At 71.6% G+C, this 20,680-nt stretch carries 22 protein-coding genes and 1 tRNA gene; 4 read left to right on the top strand and 19 right to left on the bottom strand.

Annotation, left to right across the window (positions count from 1 at the left end; translation table 11 throughout):
- Positions 1-92: 92 nt before the first annotated feature.
- Both ACZ7H1_RS00730 and ACZ7H1_RS00725 read left to right on the top strand, forming a co-directional pair.
- Positions 93-629 (top strand): hypothetical protein, encoded by a 537-nt coding sequence (locus ACZ7H1_RS00730; RefSeq protein WP_470782500.1) that lies wholly within the window; start codon positions 93-95, stop codon positions 627-629.
- 6 nt (positions 630-635) lie between these two features.
- Positions 636-1,220 (top strand): hypothetical protein, encoded by a 585-nt coding sequence (locus ACZ7H1_RS00725; protein WP_470782499.1) that lies wholly within the window; start codon positions 636-638, stop codon positions 1,218-1,220.
- Positions 1,221-1,401: 181 nt separating this feature from the next.
- Here ACZ7H1_RS00725 and ACZ7H1_RS00720 read toward each other — a convergent pair whose 3' ends face one another.
- From ACZ7H1_RS00720 to ACZ7H1_RS00675, 10 genes are all read right to left on the bottom strand, one after another.
- Positions 1,402-3,471: a SpoIIE family protein phosphatase gene (locus ACZ7H1_RS00720; protein WP_470782498.1), complete on the bottom strand. Its 2,070-nt coding sequence runs from the start codon at positions 3,469-3,471 to the stop codon at positions 1,402-1,404.
- Between the two features lie 154 nt (positions 3,472-3,625).
- Entirely contained in the window at positions 3,626-3,919 is a 294-nt protein-coding gene (locus ACZ7H1_RS00715) for a Dabb family protein (protein WP_470782497.1), read from the bottom strand.
- Between the two features lie 22 nt (positions 3,920-3,941).
- The gene (locus ACZ7H1_RS00710; RefSeq protein WP_470782496.1) at positions 3,942-4,238 is read right to left on the bottom strand and encodes a chorismate mutase; all 297 of its coding nucleotides are present in this window, start codon (positions 4,236-4,238) and stop codon (positions 3,942-3,944) included.
- The gene (locus ACZ7H1_RS00705; protein WP_470782495.1) at positions 4,231-5,436 is read right to left on the bottom strand and encodes an aminotransferase class I/II-fold pyridoxal phosphate-dependent enzyme; all 1,206 of its coding nucleotides are present in this window, start codon (positions 5,434-5,436) and stop codon (positions 4,231-4,233) included. The genes ACZ7H1_RS00710 and ACZ7H1_RS00705 overlap by 8 nt, the downstream gene beginning before the upstream one ends.
- Entirely contained in the window at positions 5,426-6,742 is a 1,317-nt protein-coding gene (locus ACZ7H1_RS00700; RefSeq protein WP_470782494.1) for an MFS transporter, read from the bottom strand. The genes ACZ7H1_RS00705 and ACZ7H1_RS00700 overlap by 11 nt, the downstream gene beginning before the upstream one ends.
- A 59-nt stretch (positions 6,743-6,801) precedes the next feature.
- Positions 6,802-7,551, bottom strand: coding sequence for an SDR family NAD(P)-dependent oxidoreductase (locus tag ACZ7H1_RS00695; protein ID WP_470782493.1), 750 nt, complete (start codon positions 7,549-7,551; stop codon positions 6,802-6,804).
- Between the two features lie 59 nt (positions 7,552-7,610).
- Positions 7,611-8,375 carry an SDR family oxidoreductase gene (locus tag ACZ7H1_RS00690; RefSeq protein ID WP_470782492.1) on the bottom strand — a complete coding sequence of 255 codons (765 nt, stop codon included), beginning with the start codon at positions 8,373-8,375 and terminating at the stop codon, positions 7,611-7,613.
- Positions 8,375-9,076 (bottom strand): cupin domain-containing protein, encoded by a 702-nt coding sequence (locus ACZ7H1_RS00685; RefSeq protein WP_470782490.1) that lies wholly within the window; start codon positions 9,074-9,076, stop codon positions 8,375-8,377. The genes ACZ7H1_RS00690 and ACZ7H1_RS00685 overlap by 1 nt, the downstream gene beginning before the upstream one ends.
- Complete coding sequence (locus ACZ7H1_RS00680) at positions 9,073-9,687, bottom strand: type 2 periplasmic-binding domain-containing protein (protein ID WP_470782488.1); 615 nt, start codon at positions 9,685-9,687, stop codon at positions 9,073-9,075. The genes ACZ7H1_RS00685 and ACZ7H1_RS00680 overlap by 4 nt, the downstream gene beginning before the upstream one ends.
- Before the next feature lie 638 nt (positions 9,688-10,325).
- Positions 10,326-10,399 (bottom strand) — tRNA-Pro (locus tag ACZ7H1_RS00675).
- A 138-nt stretch (positions 10,400-10,537) separates the two neighbouring features.
- On the opposite strand from ACZ7H1_RS00675, the gene ACZ7H1_RS00670 reads away from it, so the two are divergent.
- Positions 10,538-11,248 (top strand): transketolase, encoded by a 711-nt coding sequence (locus ACZ7H1_RS00670; protein ID WP_470782487.1) that lies wholly within the window; start codon positions 10,538-10,540, stop codon positions 11,246-11,248.
- A 52-nt stretch (positions 11,249-11,300) separates the two neighbouring features.
- A complete protein-coding gene (locus ACZ7H1_RS00665; RefSeq protein WP_470782754.1) occupies positions 11,301-12,197 on the top strand; it encodes a transketolase family protein in 897 nt (298 codons plus the stop codon).
- Here ACZ7H1_RS00665 and ACZ7H1_RS00660 read toward each other — a convergent pair.
- The 9 genes from ACZ7H1_RS00660 to ACZ7H1_RS00620 all read right to left on the bottom strand — a co-directional run bounded on the left by ACZ7H1_RS00660 (position 12,194) and on the right by ACZ7H1_RS00620 (position 20,679).
- Complete coding sequence (locus ACZ7H1_RS00660) at positions 12,194-12,553, bottom strand: MmcQ/YjbR family DNA-binding protein (protein ID WP_470782485.1); 360 nt, start codon at positions 12,551-12,553, stop codon at positions 12,194-12,196. The two genes, ACZ7H1_RS00665 and ACZ7H1_RS00660, sit on opposite strands and share 4 nt — an antisense overlap.
- 16 nt (positions 12,554-12,569) lie before the next feature.
- On the bottom strand, positions 12,570-13,154 hold the full coding sequence (locus ACZ7H1_RS00655) for a GAF domain-containing protein (protein ID WP_470782484.1): 585 nt from the start codon (positions 13,152-13,154) through the stop codon (positions 12,570-12,572).
- A complete protein-coding gene (locus ACZ7H1_RS00650; RefSeq protein WP_470782483.1) occupies positions 13,151-13,741 on the bottom strand; it encodes a GTP-binding protein in 591 nt (196 codons plus the stop codon). The genes ACZ7H1_RS00655 and ACZ7H1_RS00650 overlap by 4 nt, the downstream gene beginning before the upstream one ends.
- Positions 13,719-14,090 (bottom strand): DUF742 domain-containing protein, encoded by a 372-nt coding sequence (locus tag ACZ7H1_RS00645; protein WP_470782753.1) that lies wholly within the window; start codon positions 14,088-14,090, stop codon positions 13,719-13,721. Before ACZ7H1_RS00645 ends, ACZ7H1_RS00650 begins: the two co-directional genes overlap by 23 nt.
- Before the next feature lie 23 nt (positions 14,091-14,113).
- Positions 14,114-14,536, bottom strand: a complete 423-nt coding sequence (locus ACZ7H1_RS00640) for a roadblock/LC7 domain-containing protein (RefSeq protein ID WP_470782482.1) — start codon at positions 14,534-14,536, stop codon at positions 14,114-14,116.
- A gap of 27 nt (positions 14,537-14,563) precedes the next feature.
- Complete coding sequence (locus ACZ7H1_RS00635) at positions 14,564-16,006, bottom strand: sensor histidine kinase (protein WP_470782481.1); 1,443 nt, start codon at positions 16,004-16,006, stop codon at positions 14,564-14,566.
- A gap of 1,059 nt (positions 16,007-17,065) precedes the next feature.
- Positions 17,066-18,409, bottom strand: coding sequence for an MBL fold metallo-hydrolase (locus ACZ7H1_RS00630; RefSeq protein WP_470782479.1), 1,344 nt, complete (start codon positions 18,407-18,409; stop codon positions 17,066-17,068).
- Positions 18,410-18,610: 201 nt separating this feature from the next.
- Complete coding sequence (locus ACZ7H1_RS00625) at positions 18,611-19,423, bottom strand: SGNH/GDSL hydrolase family protein (RefSeq protein ID WP_470782478.1); 813 nt, start codon at positions 19,421-19,423, stop codon at positions 18,611-18,613.
- 194 nt (positions 19,424-19,617) lie between these two features.
- Positions 19,618-20,679 carry a M23 family metallopeptidase gene (locus ACZ7H1_RS00620; RefSeq protein WP_470782477.1) on the bottom strand — a complete coding sequence of 354 codons (1,062 nt, stop codon included), beginning with the start codon at positions 20,677-20,679 and terminating at the stop codon, positions 19,618-19,620.
- Position 20,680 lies beyond the last annotated feature (1 nt).

Below are 20,680 nucleotides of genomic sequence, written 5' to 3'. Positions count from 1 at the left end.
CCCGCGACGCGGGGGCCGGTTTGGCCGGGCGGCGCCAGGGCAGGCGCGGCATATCGAACATCGGAACGACAAGACGGTCTGTGGAGGGTTCCATGTCCACCAGCACACTTCTCGCCGTCCTGATCCCCGTTGCCGTCGTCCTGGTCCTCGCGGGCATCTCCGTGTGGATGCTCCGGCGGCGGCGCCGGCTGCAGGAACGGTTCGGTCCGGAGTACGAGCGGACCGTGGAGGACACCGGCAGCAAGCGGGCCGCCGACGCCGACCTGCGCGAGCGCGAAGCCCGGCACGACGACCTCGACATCAGGGAACTCCCCCCGGAGGAGCGGCACCGCTACGCCGAAGCCTGGACCACGGTCCAGGCGGGCTTCGTCGACCGGCCTGAAGGCTCGGTCGCGCAGGCGGACGAGCTGGTCACCCGCCTGATGCGGGACCGCGGCTACCCCACCGAGGGGTACGAGCAGCAGCTGCGCGAACTGTCCGTGGAACACGGACGGACCCTGGAGCACTACCGGGCGGCCCACGAGGTCAACCTCCGCAGCACCGGCGGAGAGGCAACCACCGAGGAACTGCGCGGGGCCATGGTGCACTACCGCGCGCTCTTCGACGAACTGGTCGGGACGACGAGGTGACCCGCAATGCAGAGGGATGAAGAACAGGGCCTGACGACAGAGCAGTTGGCCCACCCCGGAGGCGGCGGACAGCCGCCGGTCTACCCGGGCGAGGCGACCTCCCACGACACCCGGCAGGAGGACCGCGACGAGATGAGGCGGGAGGCGGACGCCACCGACGCCGAGGAGAGCGCCTACCCGGACAGCCGGAGCGCGGACGAGCCCGCGGCCCGCGGGGACGCGCTCACCGAGGACGTGCGCGACGACGAAGAAGACGTACGCCAGGCGGACGTGCGCCGGGAAGGAGACGCGCGCCCCGGGGACGCGTCCCGCGAGGACGAGTCCGAAGCGCTGCTCCCCGAGCAGGAGGCGGAGGAGTACCGGAAGACCTGGGGCGAGATCCAGGCCCGCTTCGTGGACGACCCGCAGGGCGCGGTGCGCGACGCCGACGGCCTGGTCGCCGAAGTGATGCAGACCCTCGCCGCCAGCTTCTCCGACCACAAGAAGGGTCTGGAAGGCCAGTGGCAGCAGGGCGAACAGGTCGCCACCGAGGACCTGCGGCTGGCCCTGCAGCGCTACCGCTCCTTCTTCGGCCGCCTGCTGCGCACCTGACGACAGGGCACGCCTGACGACAGGGCACGCCGGGGCTTCGCCGCCCCGGCGTGCGCGGGCGTGCCGGGCGTGGCGGGCGTTCCGTAGCCGCTACGCCCGGCACGCCCGCGGCCCACGGCGGGCGGCGGGCGGCGGGCGGCGGGCGGCGGGCGGCGGGCGGCGGGCGGCGGGCGGCGGGCGGCTACCGGCCGCCGACGCGGGCGATCAGCAGGGCGATGTCGTCGTCGGCCGCCGCCGGGACGAGGTGCGTGATCAACGAGTCGCACACGTGGTCGAGCTGTCGCCCGGGGTGCGAGAGCAGCCGCATCAGCTCGGCCAGCCGGTCGTCGAGGTCGCGCCCCCGGGCCTCGATCAGGCCGTCCGTATAGAGGACGAGCAGGCTGCCGGGCGGCACGTCGAACCCGGTGGGAGTGAAGTCCACGCCGCCGACGCCCAGCGGGACGCCGGGCGGGGTGTCGAGGAGCCGGACCGTGCCGTCGGGCAGCACGAGCGCGGGCGGCGGGTGTCCGGCCCGGGTGACGGTGCAGTGCCCGGTGGCCGGGTCGCAGACGATGTACAGGAACGTCGCCAGCATCGGCTCGGCGAGGTCGGCGAGGGCGGCTTCCAGCTCGTGCAGCAGCCGGACCGGCGGCAGGTCCAGGCGCGCGAGGGCCCGTACCGACGCGGACAGCCGGCCCATGACCGCCGCCGCCGCGATGCCGTGCCCCATGACGTCGCCGATCAGCAGGCCCGCCTTGCCGCCGGAGAGCGGCAGGACGTCGTACCAGTCGCCGCCGACCTCGTTGACGTCGCTCGCGGGGAGGTAGCGGTGGCTGATCTCGATGCCCGGCGGCGGGGAGATGTGCTGCGGGAGCATGCTGCGCTGGAGGATGACCGCGGTCTCGTGCTCGCGGTGGTAGAGCCGTGCGTTGTCGATGCTCAGCGCGGCGCGGGCGGCGAGTTCGCCGGCGAGGGTGACGTCCTCGGAGCCGAACGTTCCCCCCGGGCGGGTGCGGTAGAAGGTGGCGACGCCGAGCACCGTTTCCCAGGCCACCAGCGGTGCCATGACCATCGAGTGCACACCCACCGCGAGCAGTTGGGCGGGCCTGGCGGTGTGCCGGGCGGCAGAGGCGATCGTCGGCTCGTCGAGGCGGGCGACGAGGAACGGCTGCCGGGCCGCGAGGGCCTGGGTGTAGGGGGCGGCCGCGGGGAAGGTGAGCGTCCTGCCGAGAGGTGCGAGGATGCCGGTCACCTCGGATCCCGACAGCGGGGCCTTGCCCAGCCGCCGAAGGGCGACCCCGCCGGACAGGCCCGTACCGGGCTCGTCGCCGCGCGCCAGCGCATCCAGGACGTCCACGGTGACGGCGTCGGCGAAGCGCGGTACGGCGACGTCGGCCAGCTCCTGCGCGGTGCGCTCCAGGTCCAGGCTGGAGCCGACGCGGATGCTGGCCTCGCTGAGCATGGCGAGCCTGCGCCGGCCCGCTTCGGCTTCGACGTGGTCGCGCTGCTGCGCGGTGATGTCGACGAGGGAGGCGATGACGCCGATCGGTACGTGCGCGGGATCCTCCACCCGGACGTAGGAGCACGACCAGACCCGGTCGTGGTCCGGTTCGGCGGGCGTCCGTCCGACCCGGCGGCGGTCCAGGACCGGTTTCCCGGTCTCCAGGACCTGCCGCATGGCGTCCTCCATCTCCAGGGCGTTCACCTCGGGGAGGACCTGCGCCAGCCGGCGGCCCACATGGGCCGACTCCGGCAGGCCGTTCATCGCTTCCAGGGCGGGGTTGACCTGGAGGAACCGCAGCTGCGTGTCGAGGATGGCGATGCCCACGGGCGAGCGGGCGAAGAGTCCGTCCCACACCGCCGACGACCCCCGGATACGCCGTGCCGCGTGCGCGTCGGCGGCGAAGACCAGCACCGTCGCCGTACCGTGCTGCCGGTCGGACACCGGCGAGGCCCAGATCTCCACCTCGAGCGGGTGCCCGTCCCGGCGCCACGCGGTCACCGTCCCCATCACGCCCCGCCCGGTGGCCGCGGCCTCCCAGAGGGAGCGGCCCAGGCTGCGGTCGGACCCCGGATGCAGGAGATCGGCGATGTTGTGCCCCAGCATCTGCGGCGGGGCGTATCCGAGCAGCTCCTGCGCGACCTGGTTCCAGCGCACGATCGTCCCGTCGGCGCTGGTGGCCACCAGCGCCACGGGCAGCGCGCCCAGCCAGCCGCCCGCAGCCTGTGCCGCATTGCTGATCAGTTCGTCGACCGGGATGTGCTCGCTCATCTGGCACCTGCACCCAATGCCGCACCGGCGCTCGCCGTGCGTTCCGTACGCGCAGTCGGACTCCCCGTCCATCGTCTGCCGGACGACGCCCGGCCGCCTCCCGGCCACTCCACCAATCGAACGCCAGTGCGTACGAGCCCGCCGGGCGGGGCGGCTACGCCTCGACGTCGACCATGACCCAGTCGCTGATCTCCCGCCACTGCGTGATCGCGTCCTGGTGGAAGGGGTGGACGAGGTACCGGCCGACCGCGTCCATGTCGTCCAGGAGCCCTTCGACGAGGAAGTCGTAGGCGATGGGGCGGTCCGAGACGTTGCGGCCGTGGCGCCATTCGTGGAGTTCGGGCACCTCGACGCCGACCTGGGCCGCGGTGCGTTCCGCCGCCTGGGCGCGCGGATCGCTCCAGTCGATCCCCGACTTGAATTTGAAGAGTACGACGTGGCGTATCACAGCGGTCCTCCTGCGGATCGTTTCAGGCGCGGTGTCGGGTGAGCTGATGCTCGTCGGCGGGAACGGCACCGCGGCAGAGCCTGAGGACGCTCATGGCGATCGGAGTCCCCTTGGGGCCGAGGCCGTCCTGGTAGCGGCTCAGCACCTCAGCCTCGCGGGCCAGGACCGTCCGCGTCCCACCGGAGCCGATGCGGTCGTTCTGTATGCGGTCGGATATGCGGGCGCGTTGGGTGAGCAGCTCGATGATGTGCGCGTCGAGGCCGTCGATCGCCCGGCGGTCCCCGTCGATGCGGTCCTTGACATCGATGTCGTCATTCATGGCCGAGTTCCCTTCCTTGCGTGCTGCGGTTGTAGGCATGACGGAAGCCGGCCATGCGGGCGACCGCTTCCCGGAGCCTGTCCTCGGGCGCCAGCAGGCTCACCCGTACGTATCCCTCGCCTTGCTCGCCGAACCAACGGCCGGGAGCCACCGCCACCTTGGCCCGGTGGAGCAGCTCGTCGGCGAACGCGACGGAATCCGCGCCCCCGGGCAGGGGCAGCCAGGCGAAGACCGAGCCGGGAACGCCGAGCTGCCAGCCGGCTTCCCGCAGTCCGGCGACGAACACGTCCCTGCGGCGCTCGTAGACCCCCGAGAGCTCGTGGACGCAGTCCTGGGGGCCGGTCAGCGCGGTGACGGCGGCACGCTGGATGAACGGCGGGAGCGAGACGTAGTAGTGCTCCTGGATGAGGTTGACGGCGGCGATGACCTCGCGGTTGCCGACGACGGCGCCGATCCGCCAGCCCGCCATGTTGAACATCTTGGACAGCGAGATGAACTCGACCCCCACGTCCTTCGCTCCGGCCGCCGCCAGGAACGAGACCGGGGCCTCACCGCCCAGGCTCAGCCCCCCGTAGGCGAAGTCGGACGCCACGATGACCTCGTGCTCGGCCGCGAACCGTACGGTGCGCTCGTAGAACTCCCGGGGAGCGGTCACCGAGGTCGGGTTGTTGGGGTAGTTCAGGAACATCAGCTTGGCCGCGTCGGCCACGGCCGGGTCGAGCGCCCCGTAGTCGGGAAGGAAGCCGTTGGCCTCCAGGAGCGGGAGGGGGTGCATGCGTGCCCTGGCGAGCACCACCCCAGCCCAGTAGTCCGGGAAGGCGGGGTCCGGCATCAGGCACACGTCACCCGGGTTCAGGAAGCACTGGCTGATCTCCACCAGGCCGGCCTTCGCGCCGAAGAGGATCGCGACCTCGGTCTCCGGGTCCAGCTCGACCCCGTGGTTCACCGCGTACCACTGGGCGATGGCGGCCTTGAGTTCGAGCAGGCCGGAGAAGGCCGGGTAGCGGTGGGTGGCGGGGTCGAGCACCTCCCGGCGCAAGGCCTCGACGATATGGGGCGGCGTGGGGAGGTCGGGGTTTCCCTGGCACAGGTTGACCACGTCCTCGCCCGCCCCGACGAGGTGGGCGATGCTGCCCGCCATCGTGGCGAAGGAGCTTCTGGGCAGGTCCAGGAGCCGTCGTGCGGGTTCAGTTCTCACGTGCCACCGCCTTGGTGCCGGTGAGCCGGTCCGGAGCCTCGTCGGCATCGGCATCGGCATCGGCATCGGGGGTCCTCGTCCGCCCGGCGCCGCGCAGCCGGGCCCATCCGCTGAGGGCGAAGGCGATCAGCGTGACGCCGGCGCACACCCAGCCCACGGCCGAGAACCCATACGCGGTGAACAGGGGACCGAGCAGCGCCGCGCCGAGGGCGACGGCGAGGTTGGTGGCCAGGCTGTAGAAGGCGAGGATGGTCCCCCGGTGCGTCTGCGAGGTCTCGCTGAGCAGCGTGCTGAGCAGGGTGACGACCAGGCTCTGCATCGCGCCCCAGAGGAACAGGCAGACCACCAGCAGCGCCGTCCAGCGGCTCACCTGCGGGATCACCGCCAGGGCGGGGACCAGGCCGGCCAGCAGCGCGATGAGGACCCGCTCCTTGCCGAGCCGGTCGGCCCACCTGCCGGTGACGAAGCTGGTCGCGAACCCCAGGCCGTACAGGAGGATCATGACGCCGGTCATGGAGCTGCCGTCACCGAAGCGGTCCTGCAGGGCGGTGCCGAGGTAGGTGTACATCCCGTAGAAGCCGAGCATGTTCAGGAAGGTCGCCAGCACGTACAGGGCCACCCTGGGCGCCAGGAAGGCACGGGCGGCCGACCGTACCCACCCGTCCGGGGATGCCGCGGCGGAGTCCTCCGCCGGCTGGGCGGCGTCCTCGCGGTCCGGACGGGCGCCGCTCTTCGTGAACAGCATCACGAAGGTCACGAAGACGCCCAGGACCGACAGCAGCCCGAAGGTCCACCGCCAGCCGACGGACTGTCCGACGAACGATCCCAGCGGCACGCCCACCACCAGCGAGATCGACCAGCTGGACACCAGGATGCCCATGGCCCTGCCCCGGTGCCGATACGGAATCTGGTCGCCGACGAACGCGTACGCCGTCGGGACGAAGGCACCCGTTGCCAGACCGGCGAGTGCCCGTCCGGTGAAGAACACTCCGGGCCCGGTGGCGAACGCGCACATCAGAGTGCCCAGGACGAACGCCGCCATGCCGATCGTCAGGGCGAGACGGCGTGAGAAGCGGTCGCCGAGCGGGGCGAAGAGCAGGGCGCCCACCGCCGTCGCGATGCCGTAGGTGCTGACCGACAGCGCCATCACGGCCACCGACGTGTCGAACGACCCGGCCATGTCCGCGAGCAGCGGGGAGACCACCAACTCCTCCGAGCCGACGGCGAAGATGCCCGCCATCAGTGCGAGAACCGTCAGCACGGGGAACCCGGCCGCGCGTTGCTCGCCGCTCAATCGGTCCGACACTCCAACCAACCTTTCCTTCGATGTGACCACGGAGAACTGCCGGGTGCCCGCGCCGGGCGCTAGATGGCCGTGTAGCCGCCGTCGACGGTGAGCGCGGCGCCCGTGATGAACGACGACTTCTCCGAGGCGAGGAAGAGGATCGCGTTCGCCACGTCCTCGGGCGTTCCCAGGCGACCGATCGGATTCAGCTTCGCCTTCTCCTCCTTGACCGACGCGTCGTGGCCGATGGACGTGTCGGTCATGGGCGTGTCGATGATGCTCGGGCAGACGCAGTTGGCCCGGATGTTGTACTGCGCGTAGTCGACGGCGAGCGACTTCGTCAGCATCATGACGCCGCCCTTGGTGGCGTTGTACGCGGCGATGCCGGGCCAGGCCACCAGCCCGCTGACCGAGCAGACGTTCACGATGACCCCGCTGCGGGCCTCCACCATCGTGCGCAGCGCGTGCTTCGAGCACAGGAACATGCTCTTCAGGTTGGTGTCGACCAGCCTGTCCCACTCCTGCTCGGACATCTCGTGCAGGGGCGTGGATATCTCGATGCCGGCGTTGTTGACGAGGACGTCGACCGTGCCGTACGACTCGGCGGCGGCGGTGATGAGGTGCTTGCAGTCCGCCTCGCTGGTGAGGTCCGTCCTGATGAAGATCGCGTCGTGGCCGTCGCGCGTCAGGTCGGCCACCACGGCGGTGCCGGACTTCTCGTCGATGTCCGCGACGACGACCTTCGCGGCCTGCCGGGCGAATTCGATCGCGGTCTGCTTCCCGATGCCGGACGCGGCACCGGTGACCACGACCACAGTGTCCTTGAACACGGACTCGTCTCCTCCTGTACGTCCCGTACGTCGTGTACGTGCTGAACTTGCAACGCGGCCTATACGCAGGCCAGTTGCCCACCGTCGACCGAGATCTGCTGCCCGGTCAGGTACGAGGCCTGGTCGGACGCCAGGAAGCCGATGAGGGCGGCGACCTCCTCGGCGCTCCCGGGCCGGGCCATGGGGATGCCCCCCTGCAGCCGGTCCTCCGCCTCGTTCCGCGTGATTCCGCCGGCCCGGCTGATGTGCTCCACGGCCCGGTCGTAGCGCCGGGTCCGGATGGTCCCCGGGTGCACGCAGTTCACGGTCACGTTGTTCCCGGCGTACTGGCTGGCCAGATATTTGCTGGCGTTCGACACCGCCGCGTTGACCAGGCCCGAAAGGAACATGCCGGAGGCCGGTTCCTTTCCGATGTTCCCCACGATGTTGACGATCCGCCCGAATTCATTGCGGGCCATCACCGGAGCCACGGACTTGATGAGGTCCAGATACGGTACGAGTTTCCGCTCCATCGCGGCTGTCACGTCCCCGGGATCCATGCTGTCGAACGATCCGGGCGCCGGACCCGGGGCATTGTTGACCAGTACGTCGATCCTGCCGAATCGCCGATCGGCGGCGGCGACCAGGTCGGCACGGAAGGATCGCGAGGTGATGTCCCCCGGAACAACCAGCACGTCCTGCCCGCCGCCGGATTCCCGTGCGACGTCTTCGAGCGTGCTCCGGGTGCGCGCACTCAGAACCGTCGCGTACCCCTTGGCACGCAGATTCAGCGCCGTGGCCCGCCCGATTCCCTCGCTGGCCCCCAGGACCATGGCCACCCGCATCACGGGTTTTCCTGCTCCGTCTCCTGCTTGGGCACCCTGTGGTACCTCGGCGGGATGAATATGTTGAGGGAACGCGCCATGGCGGTGTGGGGATTCTCGGCGCTGTGCCCCTCCTGGCTCGCACAGAAGTAGGTACCGCCGAACCGGAGCTCGTGGCTGGTTTCCTCCACCGTCATGTCGTAGCGCCCTTCCAGGCAAATCCCGATCTGCTCGTGGGAATGCTTGTGATAAGGCATCTGACCGCCGCCGGGAATGTCGGCGACCATCAGCTCGATCCAGTCGGCGAGGAAGAACGTCACGTCCATCTTGACGAACTTCCGGGACTCCAGCGGTTCGAGGAAATAGCCGTCCGGCGCGGGGTAGTCCTCACCCGGCTTGCTGCGCGTGATCTCCAGCAGGACGGTTTCCTCCGCGGACGGGTTCACGGCCGAGAGCCCGACGTGCGGCGGGACGACGTAGACGTCGTGCTCCGGCCGCATCAGCTTCGTCACCCCCTCGACCGTCACGGAGAGCTCGCCGCGCACGACCATTCCCACCTGTGCTTCCGGGCGGGACCCGGTGATCGCCGCCACGCCGGGAGGGATGAAGGTGACGCGGACTTCCGTGTCGTCGCGGCGGTAGGACTCGTGGCGGACACCGTCGTGATGGAGCACGACGTCGGGCGCCGGGAAGTAGCGTCGTTCGTGCGTCTGTGTGGTCATCGGTCCGCCCTCCGCGAGAACACGGTCCACGTCATCGGGATCCGTGAGAACTTGTACACGAATTTGAGATTGTGCTGCCGCGCCGCCTGCTCGTTCGTGATGGCGATGTCGTAGCGCCCGTCGGCTACGTCGAGGGCGGCCTGGCTCGTCGAATTCGAGGTGTCCACCTGCACCACCTGGTCGAAGTGGTACTGCAACAGCGGTATAGGTGCCGGGTGGGACACGACGGTCTCCTTGAAGAGCATCTCCTCGCGGAATTCGAAGTCGGACCGCGTGGCCAGGCCGTACTCCGGGGTGTGCCCGCGGAATACGATCGCCGGCTCGAGCCGGGGATTCATGTAGAAGGCGTTGATCCGCTGATAGGCGTGGGCCACGAGGGCGAGATCGACCTGCCCTTCCGAGAGGTCCTCCATGCACCCTTCGTACGTGTCCTTGAGGACGATCCGAAGGGGACCCCGGTCGCGAAGAATGCGGGACATCGACTGCGCGATGTACTCACTACTGGTCCCTGTCGGCCCCAACGTCCCCAGCCTCAAGGACTTCTCCGGGTCGGCGGGTACGAGCGCGTCAAGCGCTCGCCATTCCATATCGGACAACTGCAGTATCTCCACGCTTTACTCCTCTCCGAGGCTGCCTACACGGATTCTCTGATCCTGGCATCGGCTCCATGGAATACGCGACGGTGGCGAATTCAGCGCGCCCTTTCTCCATGCCCGGGTGTTGATCTTGAGGAAATGAACATACAGGGGGCAATGCACGGCATCAAGATGCGCCAGAGGTTGTCCGAAAATGCCTCATTTCAGGTCTGGACCATCACTCGATGCACCCCGGCGGGAAAAGTTACGGCGCTGTTTCCAACCAATGAAGATGCACCCTGAATTCAATAGCCGCCCCGGCAAGGCACCCGCCGACGGCCCGGACGGCCGCGCTCCAGTCGGCCGCGAGGCGGAGTCGAGCGACCGTCCAGTCCCTGAGACGAACCGCGCCGCGAACCAATGCGCCGCCCCCGCCGCGGCATCACCGACGCCGCGGGCACAGAAGGGTTCAGTGTGTTTCGGTCGTTCGGCACCGACGGGGACGCCCGCCCGGACCACCCGCACCGCTCACGTGACGGCGCACGGGCTCACGTGACGGGAAGTCGGGGCCCACAGGCCGGCCGAGCAGAAGGGGCCGGCCCCGAAAGGTCCGGAAAAAGATGCAGGCCGTATCGGATGCTTCCGATACGGCCTGCGACCTGCGTATTCGCAAGTCGGGACGACAGGATTTGAACCTGCGACCCCTTGACCCCCAGTCAAGTGCGCTACCAAGCTGCGCCACGTCCCGATGCCCGCTGACCTGGGATTTCCCGAAGTCGAACGCGCAGGAGAACAATACCGCACTTCGGAGGGTGGTCGCGCGCACCTTTTCCGGAGCGGACCGGACGGTTGACCTCGAGTCGACTTGAGGTTGCACCGTGGGGGCATGACGCAGACAACGGCTGAGACGACGGCTGCCGCGTACGGCTACGAGGACCTGCCGCGGCTGATGGGCAGGATGACCGGGGCCGAGAAGCACGGGCCCGCCGCCACCTCCACGCTCGACGCGCTCTGGGTGCTGTACGACCGCGTACTGCGGGTGACGCCGGGCACGGCGGACGCGCCGGGGCGGGACCGGTTCCTGCTCTCGAAGGGCCACGGGCCGATGGCGTACTACGCCGTGCTCGCCGCGAAGGGGTTCTTCCCCGTGGAGTGGCTGGACGGGTTCGGCGGGTACGCGTCGCCGCTCGGGCACCACCCGGACCGGGTGCTGGTCCCCGGGGCCGAGATCGGCAGCGGGTCCCTCGGGCACGGGCTGCCGCTCGCCGTCGGGAGCGCACTGGGGCTGCTGGCCCGGGGGCTCACCGCACCGGCCGTCTGGGTGCTGATCGGAGACGCCGAGCTCGACGAGGGCAGCAACCACGAAGCCCTCGCCTACGCCGGAGCAGCCGGCCTGGACCGGCTGCACACCGTGGTGATCGACAACGACTCCACCACCCACGGCTGGCGGGGCGGGATCGCCTCCCGCTTCGAAGCGGCCGGCTGGTCGGCCGTGACGGTGGACGGGCGGGACCACGAGGCGCTGCACACGGCCTTCACCGCCGGCCGGCCGGGGCGCCCGCACGCGGTGGTCGCGCGCGTCGAGAAGAAGGCATGACGGGGTGACCGGGACACGGGAGGACGAAGAGAACGTGCAGAGCACAGACACCATGCGGGAACGATTCATCTCGGTGACCTCGCGACTGCTGGACGAGGACCCCCGGCTGGCGGTGGTCCTCGCCGAGATCAGCATGGACGGGTTCCGCCCGGCCCGGGCCGCCCATCCGGACCGGGTGGTGAACGTCGGCATCCGGGAGCAGCTGCTCATCGGCGTGGGCGGCGGACTCGCCCTGACGGGGCTGCGGCCGGTCATGCACACGTTCGCGAGCTTTCTCGTGGAGCGGCCGTTCGAACAGGTCAAGCTGGACTTCGGGCACCAGGGCACGGGCGGTGTGCTCGTCAGCGCGAGCGCGTCGTACGACTGGCCGGCGGGCGGGTACACGCACATGTCACCCGGTGATGTGACATTGCTCGGCACGCTCGACGGCTGGACCGTCCACGTCCCCGGCCACCCCGACGAGGCGGAGGCCCTGCTGCGGCACGCCTACGCCGCGGGCGACGACAAGGTGTACGTCCGGCTCTCCCAGCAGTCGAACACCGCCGCGCTCCCCGTGGACGGCGCGCGCTTCCTGACCGTGCGCGAAGGCGCCTCGGGCGTCGTGGTGGCCGTGGGCCCGATGCTCGACAACGTCCTCGCCGCCACCGAAGGCCTCGATGTGACCGTGCTGTACGCGAGCACCGTGCGCCCCTTCGACGACGCCGCCCTGCACACCGCCGCAGCCCGCAGCACCACCGACGTCGTCCTCGTCGAGCCCTACCTCGCGGGCACCTCCACCCAGGCGGCCGCCGACGCGCTGCTCGACGTGCCGCACCGGGTGCTGGGCCTGGGCGTGGGCAAGGCCGAGCTGCGCAAGTACGGCACCACCGACGACCACACCGCCGCCCACGGCCTGGACCCCGCCGGACTGCGCCGACGGATCGGCGCCTTCCTGCACCCCCGGCGCTAGGAGGTCGCCCCGAGCTCCGGATGGGCCTCGGCCAGCCGGCGCGGGGCGGCCTGCCGCCAGGAGTCGACGAGGATCGCGCGCAGCTCCCCCTCGTCCTCCAGGGCGGTGAGCCGGACCCGCAGCCAGGCGTAGTTGTCGTCGTGTCCCTCGCGCATGAAGAACTTGTCCGGCTCGGCGGCGATCAGCTCGGCCCGGTCCTCCTTGGGGCACTTCACGCCCACCGAGGCGTCGTCGTCCCCGAGCGCGGCGAAGATCCTCCCGCCGACCCGGAAGGTGGGCATGCCCCAGGACAGCTTCTCGCTGCTGTCCGGCAGGGACAGGGCGATCGTGCGGACATCCTCGGCGGTCGTGGCCATCCCCCGGCTCCCGTCGTCAGTCGTGCGCGTCGACAACGACCGTAGCCGCCGGGTCCGGCACCCGCCCGTCCTCCCGGCCGTGGATCACCGCCACCAGCTCCGCCGCCAGCGCCTTGATGGTCTCGAGCCCCTCCCGCCCCCAGCGGCGCGGTACGAGGTCCACCGCGCAGACCGTCCCCAGCACGAAGCCCTGCCGGTCGGTCAGCGGGGCACCGAGATACGACCGGACCCCGCTCTCGTCGACGACGGCGTTCGGCGCGAACCGCGCGAAGTCCCGTACGTCCTCCAGGACCAGCGCCCGCCGCCGCACCACCACGTACGGGCAGTACCCGTGGTCCCGCGCCACCACCCGCCCCGGGTACGCACCCGCCGGCGCGCCCGGCCGGTGGTGCAGCCCGGCGAAGAACTGCCGGTCCCGGTCGATGAAGTTGACGCCGGCGTACGGCGTGCCCGCCGTGTCCGCGATCCTCCGCGCGAACGCGTCGAACTCGGAGTCGGCCCGCTCCCCCAGGCCCAGCGCCCTCAGCCGCCCCGCCCGCGCCGGCGCCTCCCGGTCCACGGGAGTGAGCAGCAGGTGCCCGGTCGATTCGTAGTAGGTCATGGCCTTACCCCCAGATCGGATGCCGAAGCCGCCACCAGGAGGTGCTGCACCAGGGCCGCGAGGACCCGGGTGCCGGAGCCGGGGAGCCGGGCGTCGCACCGTACGACCGGTACCGATGCCGGCAGCCCCACCGCCTCCCTCACCTCCCCGGCGGAGTACCGGTGGCCGCCGTCGAATTCGTTGACGGCCACGACGAACGCGGTCCCCCGCCGCTCGAAGAAGTCCACGGCCGGGAAGCAGTCCTCCAGCCGCCGGGTGTCCGCGAGGACCACCGCCCCCAGCGCACCCGCGGACAGCTCCTCCCACAGGAACCAGAACCGCTCCTGGCCCGGCGTCCCGAAGAGGTACAGCACGTGCCCGGTGTCCAGGGTGAGGCGGCCGAAGTCCAGCGCGACCGTCGTCGCCGTCTTGCCCCCGGGCTCCTCCTCCGCACCGAGCCCGCTCAGCAGCTCCTCCGTGCTCAGCGGCTCGATCTCGCTCACCGCACCCACGAAGGTCGTCTTGCCCGCCCCGAACCCGCCCGCGACCAGGACCTTCAGCGTCACCGGCAGCCCGGCCGGGCCCTCACAGCCTTCGTCGCAGGCCATCGAGCACCGCCCGGAGCAGGGAGTGGTCGTCGTCCGCGTACCCCGGACCGCCGGGGAACCGCGGGGCGCGCGCCATTACCGCCCCGCAGTCCAGCAGATCGGACAGGAGGACCTTGGTCACGACCGCGGGCAGCCGCAGCTGCGCGGCGATCTCGGCGACCGACACGGATCCGGGCCCCCCGCACAGCTTGAGCGCGAGCGCGTGGTCGGGCCCCAGCGGCCCGTGCGGCCGCACACCGGTGGCGGTCATCAGCGACAGCAGGTCGAGCACCGCCGTCGGCCGGGTCCGGCCGCCGCTCGCCGTGTACGGCCGCATCAGCCGCCCCGCCGAGTCGTCCAGCCAGGGCATGTCGTGCGCGGCGAGGTACGCCCTCACCGCTCCCCCGCCGCTGCCTGCCGGGGCGGGGCGGCGAGGTACGGCCGTACGCTCTTGACCAGCATCGCCATCTCGTAGCCGAGCACCCCGGCGTCGGCGGCGCGGTCGGCGAGCACCGCCAGGCAGGTCCCGGAGCCGGCCGCGGAGACGAAGACGAGGGCCGAGTCCAGTTCGACCACCACCTGGCGCACCTCGGCCCCCTCCGCGAACCGGGCGCCCGCGCTGCGGCCGAGCGAGTAGAGCCCGCAGGCCAGGGCGGCCATGTGGTCGGCGCTGTCCGCGTCGAGTCCGTGCAGGCAGGTGACGAGTCCGTCCGCGGTGAGCAACACCGCACTGCGGGTGTAGGGAACGCGCTGGACCAGACCGCTCAACAGCCAGTCGAGGTCGGACAGCTGACTGGTCGGCACTTCGCTGGCCATGGGGGTTGTGCTCCTTGCCGTGGGTGTTCAGGTCTGCCGGTCGGAATCCGCCTGGGCGAATCCGCGCTGGAACGCCGCCATCAGCCCCGGGTCGTGCACGGGCTGCTCGGCGGGCCCGCCGCGCCGCGGGTCCGGGGGCTCCCGCAGCTGCGGTACGACGTGCTGCTGGGCACTGCGCCGCGGCAACGGCGGCCGTCCCGCGTCCACCGCCCCGGCAGGCCGCGGTACGGACAACCGGGCCGGGACAGCGGGCCTCGGCGGCGCCACCCGTACCGGCTCCAGCGGCGGCGCGGCCTCGGCGGCGTCTTCCTCCTCGGCCCCCAGCAGCTCCTGCGGGAGCACGAGCACGGCCAGCACACCGCCGTAGATGTTGGACTTCAGCTCGACCGCGATCCCGTGCCGCCGCGCCAGCGCCGCCACCACGAACAGCCCGATGCGGCCGTCCTGGAGCAGCCTGCGCACGCTGACCTGGTCGGGATCGCCGAGCAGGGCGTTCATCCGGTGCTGCTCCTCGGCGGGCATGCCGAGCCCGCGGTCCTCGACCTCGACCGCGATGCCGGCGGTGACGCGTTCGGCGCGCAGCATCACGTCCGTGTCGGGCGCGGAGAACACCGTGGCGTTCTCGACGAGTTCGGCGAGCAGGTGCACCACGTCCGCGACGGCGTGCCCCCGTACGGACCCGCCTGCCGGGGGCACCACCTTCACCCGGGTGTACTGCTCCACCTCGGCCACCGAGGAGCGCATCACCTCGCTGATGCCGATCGGCCGGGTCCACTGCCGCCGCGAGGCCGCGCCGCCGAGCACGGCGAGGTTCTCGGCGTGCCGCCGGATCCGCGTGGCCAGGTGGTCCACGTGGAAGAGCTCCCGGAGCAGGTCCGGGTCCTCGACCGTGTCCTCCAGCTCGTCGAGCAGCTGGATCTCCCGGTGCACGAGCGACTGGAGGCGGCGGGCGAGATTGACGAACACCTCGACCTTCTGGTCACTGTCGGACCGGGCCCCGGGCGCCGCGGTCCGCACGAGCGCGCCGTGGGCCTGCTCCCGGGCCTGCCGCAGCTCCTGCGCGAGCAGCTCGAACTCGTCGTCCCCGCCGGCTGCCGCCACGGGCCGCCGGGCGGGCGGCGCCTCACCGCGCTCCAGCCGCTCGGCGACGGACCTCAGCTCCTGCCGCCCGCGCACACTGGAACGCCGCAGCGCCTCGCAGCGCTCCTGTACGGTCCGTACCCCCCGCTCGGCCCCGAACAGGGCGGCGGCGAGCGCCGCACCGAAGAGCAGCCCGCACCCGGCGAGCACCGGCCACAACCGGGCACCGGCCCGCGCCCCGCCGAGCTGCAGGGTGAACGTGACGGCCGCGGCCCCGCTGAGCCCGGCGGCAAGGGTGGGCAGCAGGGCCGCCCGGACCAACTGGGCGCGGAGCCGGTGGCGGGGCCGCCGCCGGTCGGGACGCACGGCGGGTGCGCGGAGTGCGGACATCATCGTCCTCGGGACGTGGGGCGCGGGGACCGAGAGGTCCCCGCCGTAGATCACCGGATACCCACGCTAGACCGCATGTTCCCTCCCCCGACCCCGAGTTGCCCCTCCCTTCCCGCTCCAGAAGGACCTCTCGCACGACAGCCCGATATACCCGCCCCGGGTCGGTGGGGGGGCTACGCCCGCGCTCCGCGCGGGCCGGGATACCCACCCGCACCACCCGTGCGACCGAGTGGGCACGGCTGAGGTCCCCCAGTGGTCGGCCACCCACCGCCGCCGACTTCCCCGCCGTGCACCCGACCACCCTGCGACCTGACGACCGCCCCACCGAGCTCTACTCCCGACAAGCGCCCGCCGCCGGACAGCACGGCTGCCCGGCGACCGCCGGTGGCCTGCATGCCCGGCCACAGACAGCCCGGCCGCCGCCGAAACGAGAAGAGCGCGTAGCGATCGATGGCGGCCTATGCCCAACCACGACCGGTCCGGAGGCCGCCGAGTCGGCCGCGGCTGTGTAGCGATCTGCCGCGTGCCTTCCGCCCGGAGGGCGGCACCCCGCGCCCCAGGCCCGCTCCACGGGCCGAGGGGGAATGAGGATGGTCCCGTCCCCCCTGCCATCCCTCCCCCTCCGGGGGATGCTCGCAAGTCTGTGGACTTCCGGGACGGGACGGGCGGTCAAGGGTGGAGCGAAGCGGAATCGCGAAGCGACGCGACGACGAGGAACGAGGAGGAGCGCCCTTGACGGGCCGGCCCGGCACGGACGGACACTCAGACATGCGGGCATCCCCCGGAGAACCCCGCCACCCCGACCCACCGCAAACCCGCCCCCATCACCGACCAGCCGTCACGCCGACCGCAGCACACCTCGGCTCCGCCGAGTGCCGATGCGCCGCACCCGCCTCCGGAGACCGTCAGGAGCCAGCGCGGCACCGACCCCCGACTGGCCATCGTGCAGACTGCCGTACAAGCCCGACCGCCCGGGGGAAAAGGGCCGGCGCAGCGGAGCACCGGCACCCGCACCCGCACCCGCACCCGCACCGCCCCACCCCCACGCCGAGGGCCGCCCTACACCGACGGCGCGGGAGCCCGTTCGTCGTCCGGTCCCGTTACCGCGGAACCACGCTCCCCAGCGTCCTCAGCCGCACCCAAACCGGCTCCCAAGCCACCACCCGACCCAGCCGGCCCAGCCAACCCAGCCGACCCAGCCGACCCAGCCGACCCGACCGAACCACCCGCAGCCCCAGCCCCAGCCCCAGCCCCAGCCGCAACGCCACCGCCGGCCCCACCGCCGGCCCCCGCCCCCTCGGCCGCGAACGGCCGCCACCAGGGCGTCGACGGGGCATCCGCCGCGCCCGGTTCGAAGGGCTGGCCGGGGACCGGCAGGGCGATGGCCGCGCCCGCGCGCTCCGCCGCCTCGACCGTGCCCTCGCCCGGCTCCGACCACGGGTGCGGCGCGAGGTTGAACGTGCCCCAGTGGATCGGCAGCATCGTGCCGTGCACCCGGCCGCCCTGGAGGTCCAGGTGCGCCCGCATGCCCTCCTCGGGCGTCATGTGGATGTCGGGCCAGTACTCGCTGTACGCACCGATCTGGATCATCGTGGCATCAAAAGGCCCGTGCTCGGCACCGATGTCCTTGAAGCCGGGGAAGTACCCGGTGTCCCCGCTGTGGTAGATCCGGTGCTGGTCACCCGCCACCACCCACGACGCCCACAGCGTGTGCTGCTGGTTGCGCAGCCCCCGGCCGCAGAAGTGCCGGGCGGGCGTGGCCGTCAGCGACAGGCCGTTGATCTTCGTGGACTCGTTCCAGTCGAGCTCCCGGATCCGGTCCTCCGCAACGCCCCACCGCTCCAGGTGCGCGCCCACGCCCAGCGGTACGGCAAAAACGGTGTCCGTACCCGCCAGCGCCTTGATCGTCGGCAGATCCAGATGGTCGTAGTGGTCGTGCGAGATCACCACCACGTCCACGGCGCCCAGCGCCGCCAGCGGCACCGGCACGGCGTGCAGCCGCTTCGGCCCGGCGAACGGGAACGGAGAGCACCGCTCTCCCCACACCGGGTCGAAGAGGACCCGGCGGCCGTCGATCTCGGCGAGCACGCTGGAATGACCCATCCACGTCAGCCGCAGGCCGTCCGCCGGCGGCCGGGACAGGTCCTTCAGCGTGGTCGGGTGCACGGGAATGGGCGCCGCAGGCGCCCTGCGGGCCCGCTCTTCCTTGCGGAAGTAGATCTTCGCGAACTCCAGCATCGAACCGGACGGCCGCTGGCGGGCCCCGACCGGGTTCTGGAACACGCCGTCGGCGAAGTTCGGCGAGCGGCGGATCCGCTCCATCCGCGCACCGGCCGGGTCGGCACCGAACGCCTCCGGGCGCAGCGCACGGAGTTCGGAGCGGAGAGTTCGAGAGCCGGTCAAAGCGCCTCCTGAGGCGGTCGGACGATGAGCGGGCGGCATCGACACCGGGGCGCGTGCAACCCCTCACACAGCACGATAGGCACGATAGGCACGCTGCCACCCAGCGGAAGCATTGCTTCCTGCCCATCCCAACGCGTGTCCGCCCCGAAGGATTCCTTCGCCCCCTACAGCGGCAGTCGGCCCCTACAGCGGCAGCCGGCCCTACAGCGGCAGCAGGTCCGGCCGCTTCGCCTCGACGTGATCACCCGAGGACTCCCCGCGCAGTCGGCGCCCGATCCACGGCACCAGGTACTCCCGCGCCCACTGGATGTTGTCGCGGGTGACCTCGGCCGACCCGCGCGGCTCCTGCGGCGGCCACGGCTGGTCCGGGTCGGCCGGCACCTCCATGCCGAGCACTTGCGCGGCCCGCAGGGCGACCCGGGTGTGGCCTTCCGGGGACAGGTGGAGGCGGTCGTCGTCCCAAGCGCGCCGGTCCTGGACGGACTTGAGCGACCACAGGTCGAGCACCGGGCAGTCGTAGCGGTCGGCGATGGCCCGCACGTGTGCGGAGTAGGTGGCCACCTTGCCGCGCAGGTGGCGCAGCACGGGCACGCCCCGGGTGTCGAAGCCGGTGGTGATCATCACGGTGCCCACCGCGCCGGTGAGGTCGGCCACGGCCGCCTCGAACCGCTCGGCGACGTCGTCGGGGTCGCTGCCCGGCCGGATGATGTCGTTGCCGCCGGCACAGAAGGTGACGAGCTCGGGCGCGAGCGCCTTGGCCCGGGGCACCTGCTCCGCCACGATCTGGTCGAGGAGCCGGCCGCGCACGGCGAGGTTCGCGTACCGGAAGTCGTGCTCGTCCCTGCGGTCGGCGAGCAGCACCGCGAGCCGGTCCGCCCAGCCCACGAAGGTCCCGTCGGGACCCGGGTCGCCGACGCCTTCGGTGAAGCTGTCGCCGATGGCCGCGTACGAACCGACCGGTGCCGCGGACGTGCGGGATGCGCAAGGTGCCTGGAACGCACCATCGGATGCCATGAGAGTTGTATCGCCTGCCACGGGACCACATCCTTCACCGAAGGATGTGACCTACGCGACCGTAGGCAAGGGTTGACGCAGGGTGATCTATACCACCCGGTCAGTTTCGGCCAACCAGGAATACGGCCCCCGCACGGCCGATGGCCGGAACCCCACTCGGGTTCCGGCCATCGGCCGTACGACGCTCATACCGGTCAGATGGTCACGCCGTGCGAGCGCAGGTAGGCGAGCGGGTCGATGTCCTGGCCGTACGACGGGCCGGTACGGATCTCGAAGTGGAGGTGCGGGCCGGTCGAGTTGCCGGTGGAACCCGACAGGCCGATCGACTCGCCGGCCGCGACGCTCTGGCCCGCGGAGACGCTCAGCGAAGAGAGGTGGGCGTACTGCGAGTAGCGGCCGTCCGCGTGGCGGATGATGACCTCGTTGCCGTACGCACCGGCCCAGCCGGCCGAGACCACGGTGCCCGCGCCGACCGCCTTGATGCTGGTGCCGGAGCCGACGGAGAAGTCGACACCCGTGTGGTAGCCGCTGGACCACATGGCGCCGCCCAGGCGGTACGAGGTGGAGACGGAGGCGTTGACCGGGGCCACGAAGCCGGCACCGGACACGGCCTCCGAGGAGCCCTGCGCCCCGTCCGAGGAGGAACCGACGGCGGCGGACCGTTCGGCGGACCGCGCCGCGCGCGGCGCCGGGGCGGTGTCGCCGTTCGAATCGACCTTGGACTCGGCCTTCGACTCGCGCTTCGACTCGCCCTTCGACCAGCCCTCGCGCTTCGACTCGCCCCTGTCCTTGGCCTTGGCCTTGGCTTCGCGCTTGACCTCGGGCTTGGCCTCCGCGCGGGCACCGGCCTTCGCCTTGCCGCCCAGGGTCAGCTCCAGGCCCGGGTGGATCAGGGACGGGTCCGAGCCGACCGCCTCCCGGTTGTCCGCGTACAGACGCTCCCAGCCACCGTCGAGGTCCTGCTCGGCGGCGATCTTGGAGAGGTAGTCGCCGGCGACGACGGTGTACGTCGCCGGGGCGGCCTTGGCCGCGACCGAAGCCGCGCCGAGCACGTGCCCCTGCGCCTGAACGAATGCCTGAGCCTGCGCCCGGACCTGCGCCTGCGCCGCAGTCGGCGCGGCCGCCTTCTCGGCGGCGTGGGCGCCGGTGGCACCGATGAGCGGCAGCGCGAGCGCGGCCCCACCGGTCCCCGCGGCGACGAAGCCGCGCGTTATCGGGCTGCTCTTCGGGCGGCGGTGCTTACCCTTTCCGGGCATG

The organism is Streptomyces sp. NPDC037401, from assembly GCF_055602345.1.
Note: the sequence above shows the minus strand (reverse complement) of the source record. Positions and strands in the feature narration are given on the sequence as shown.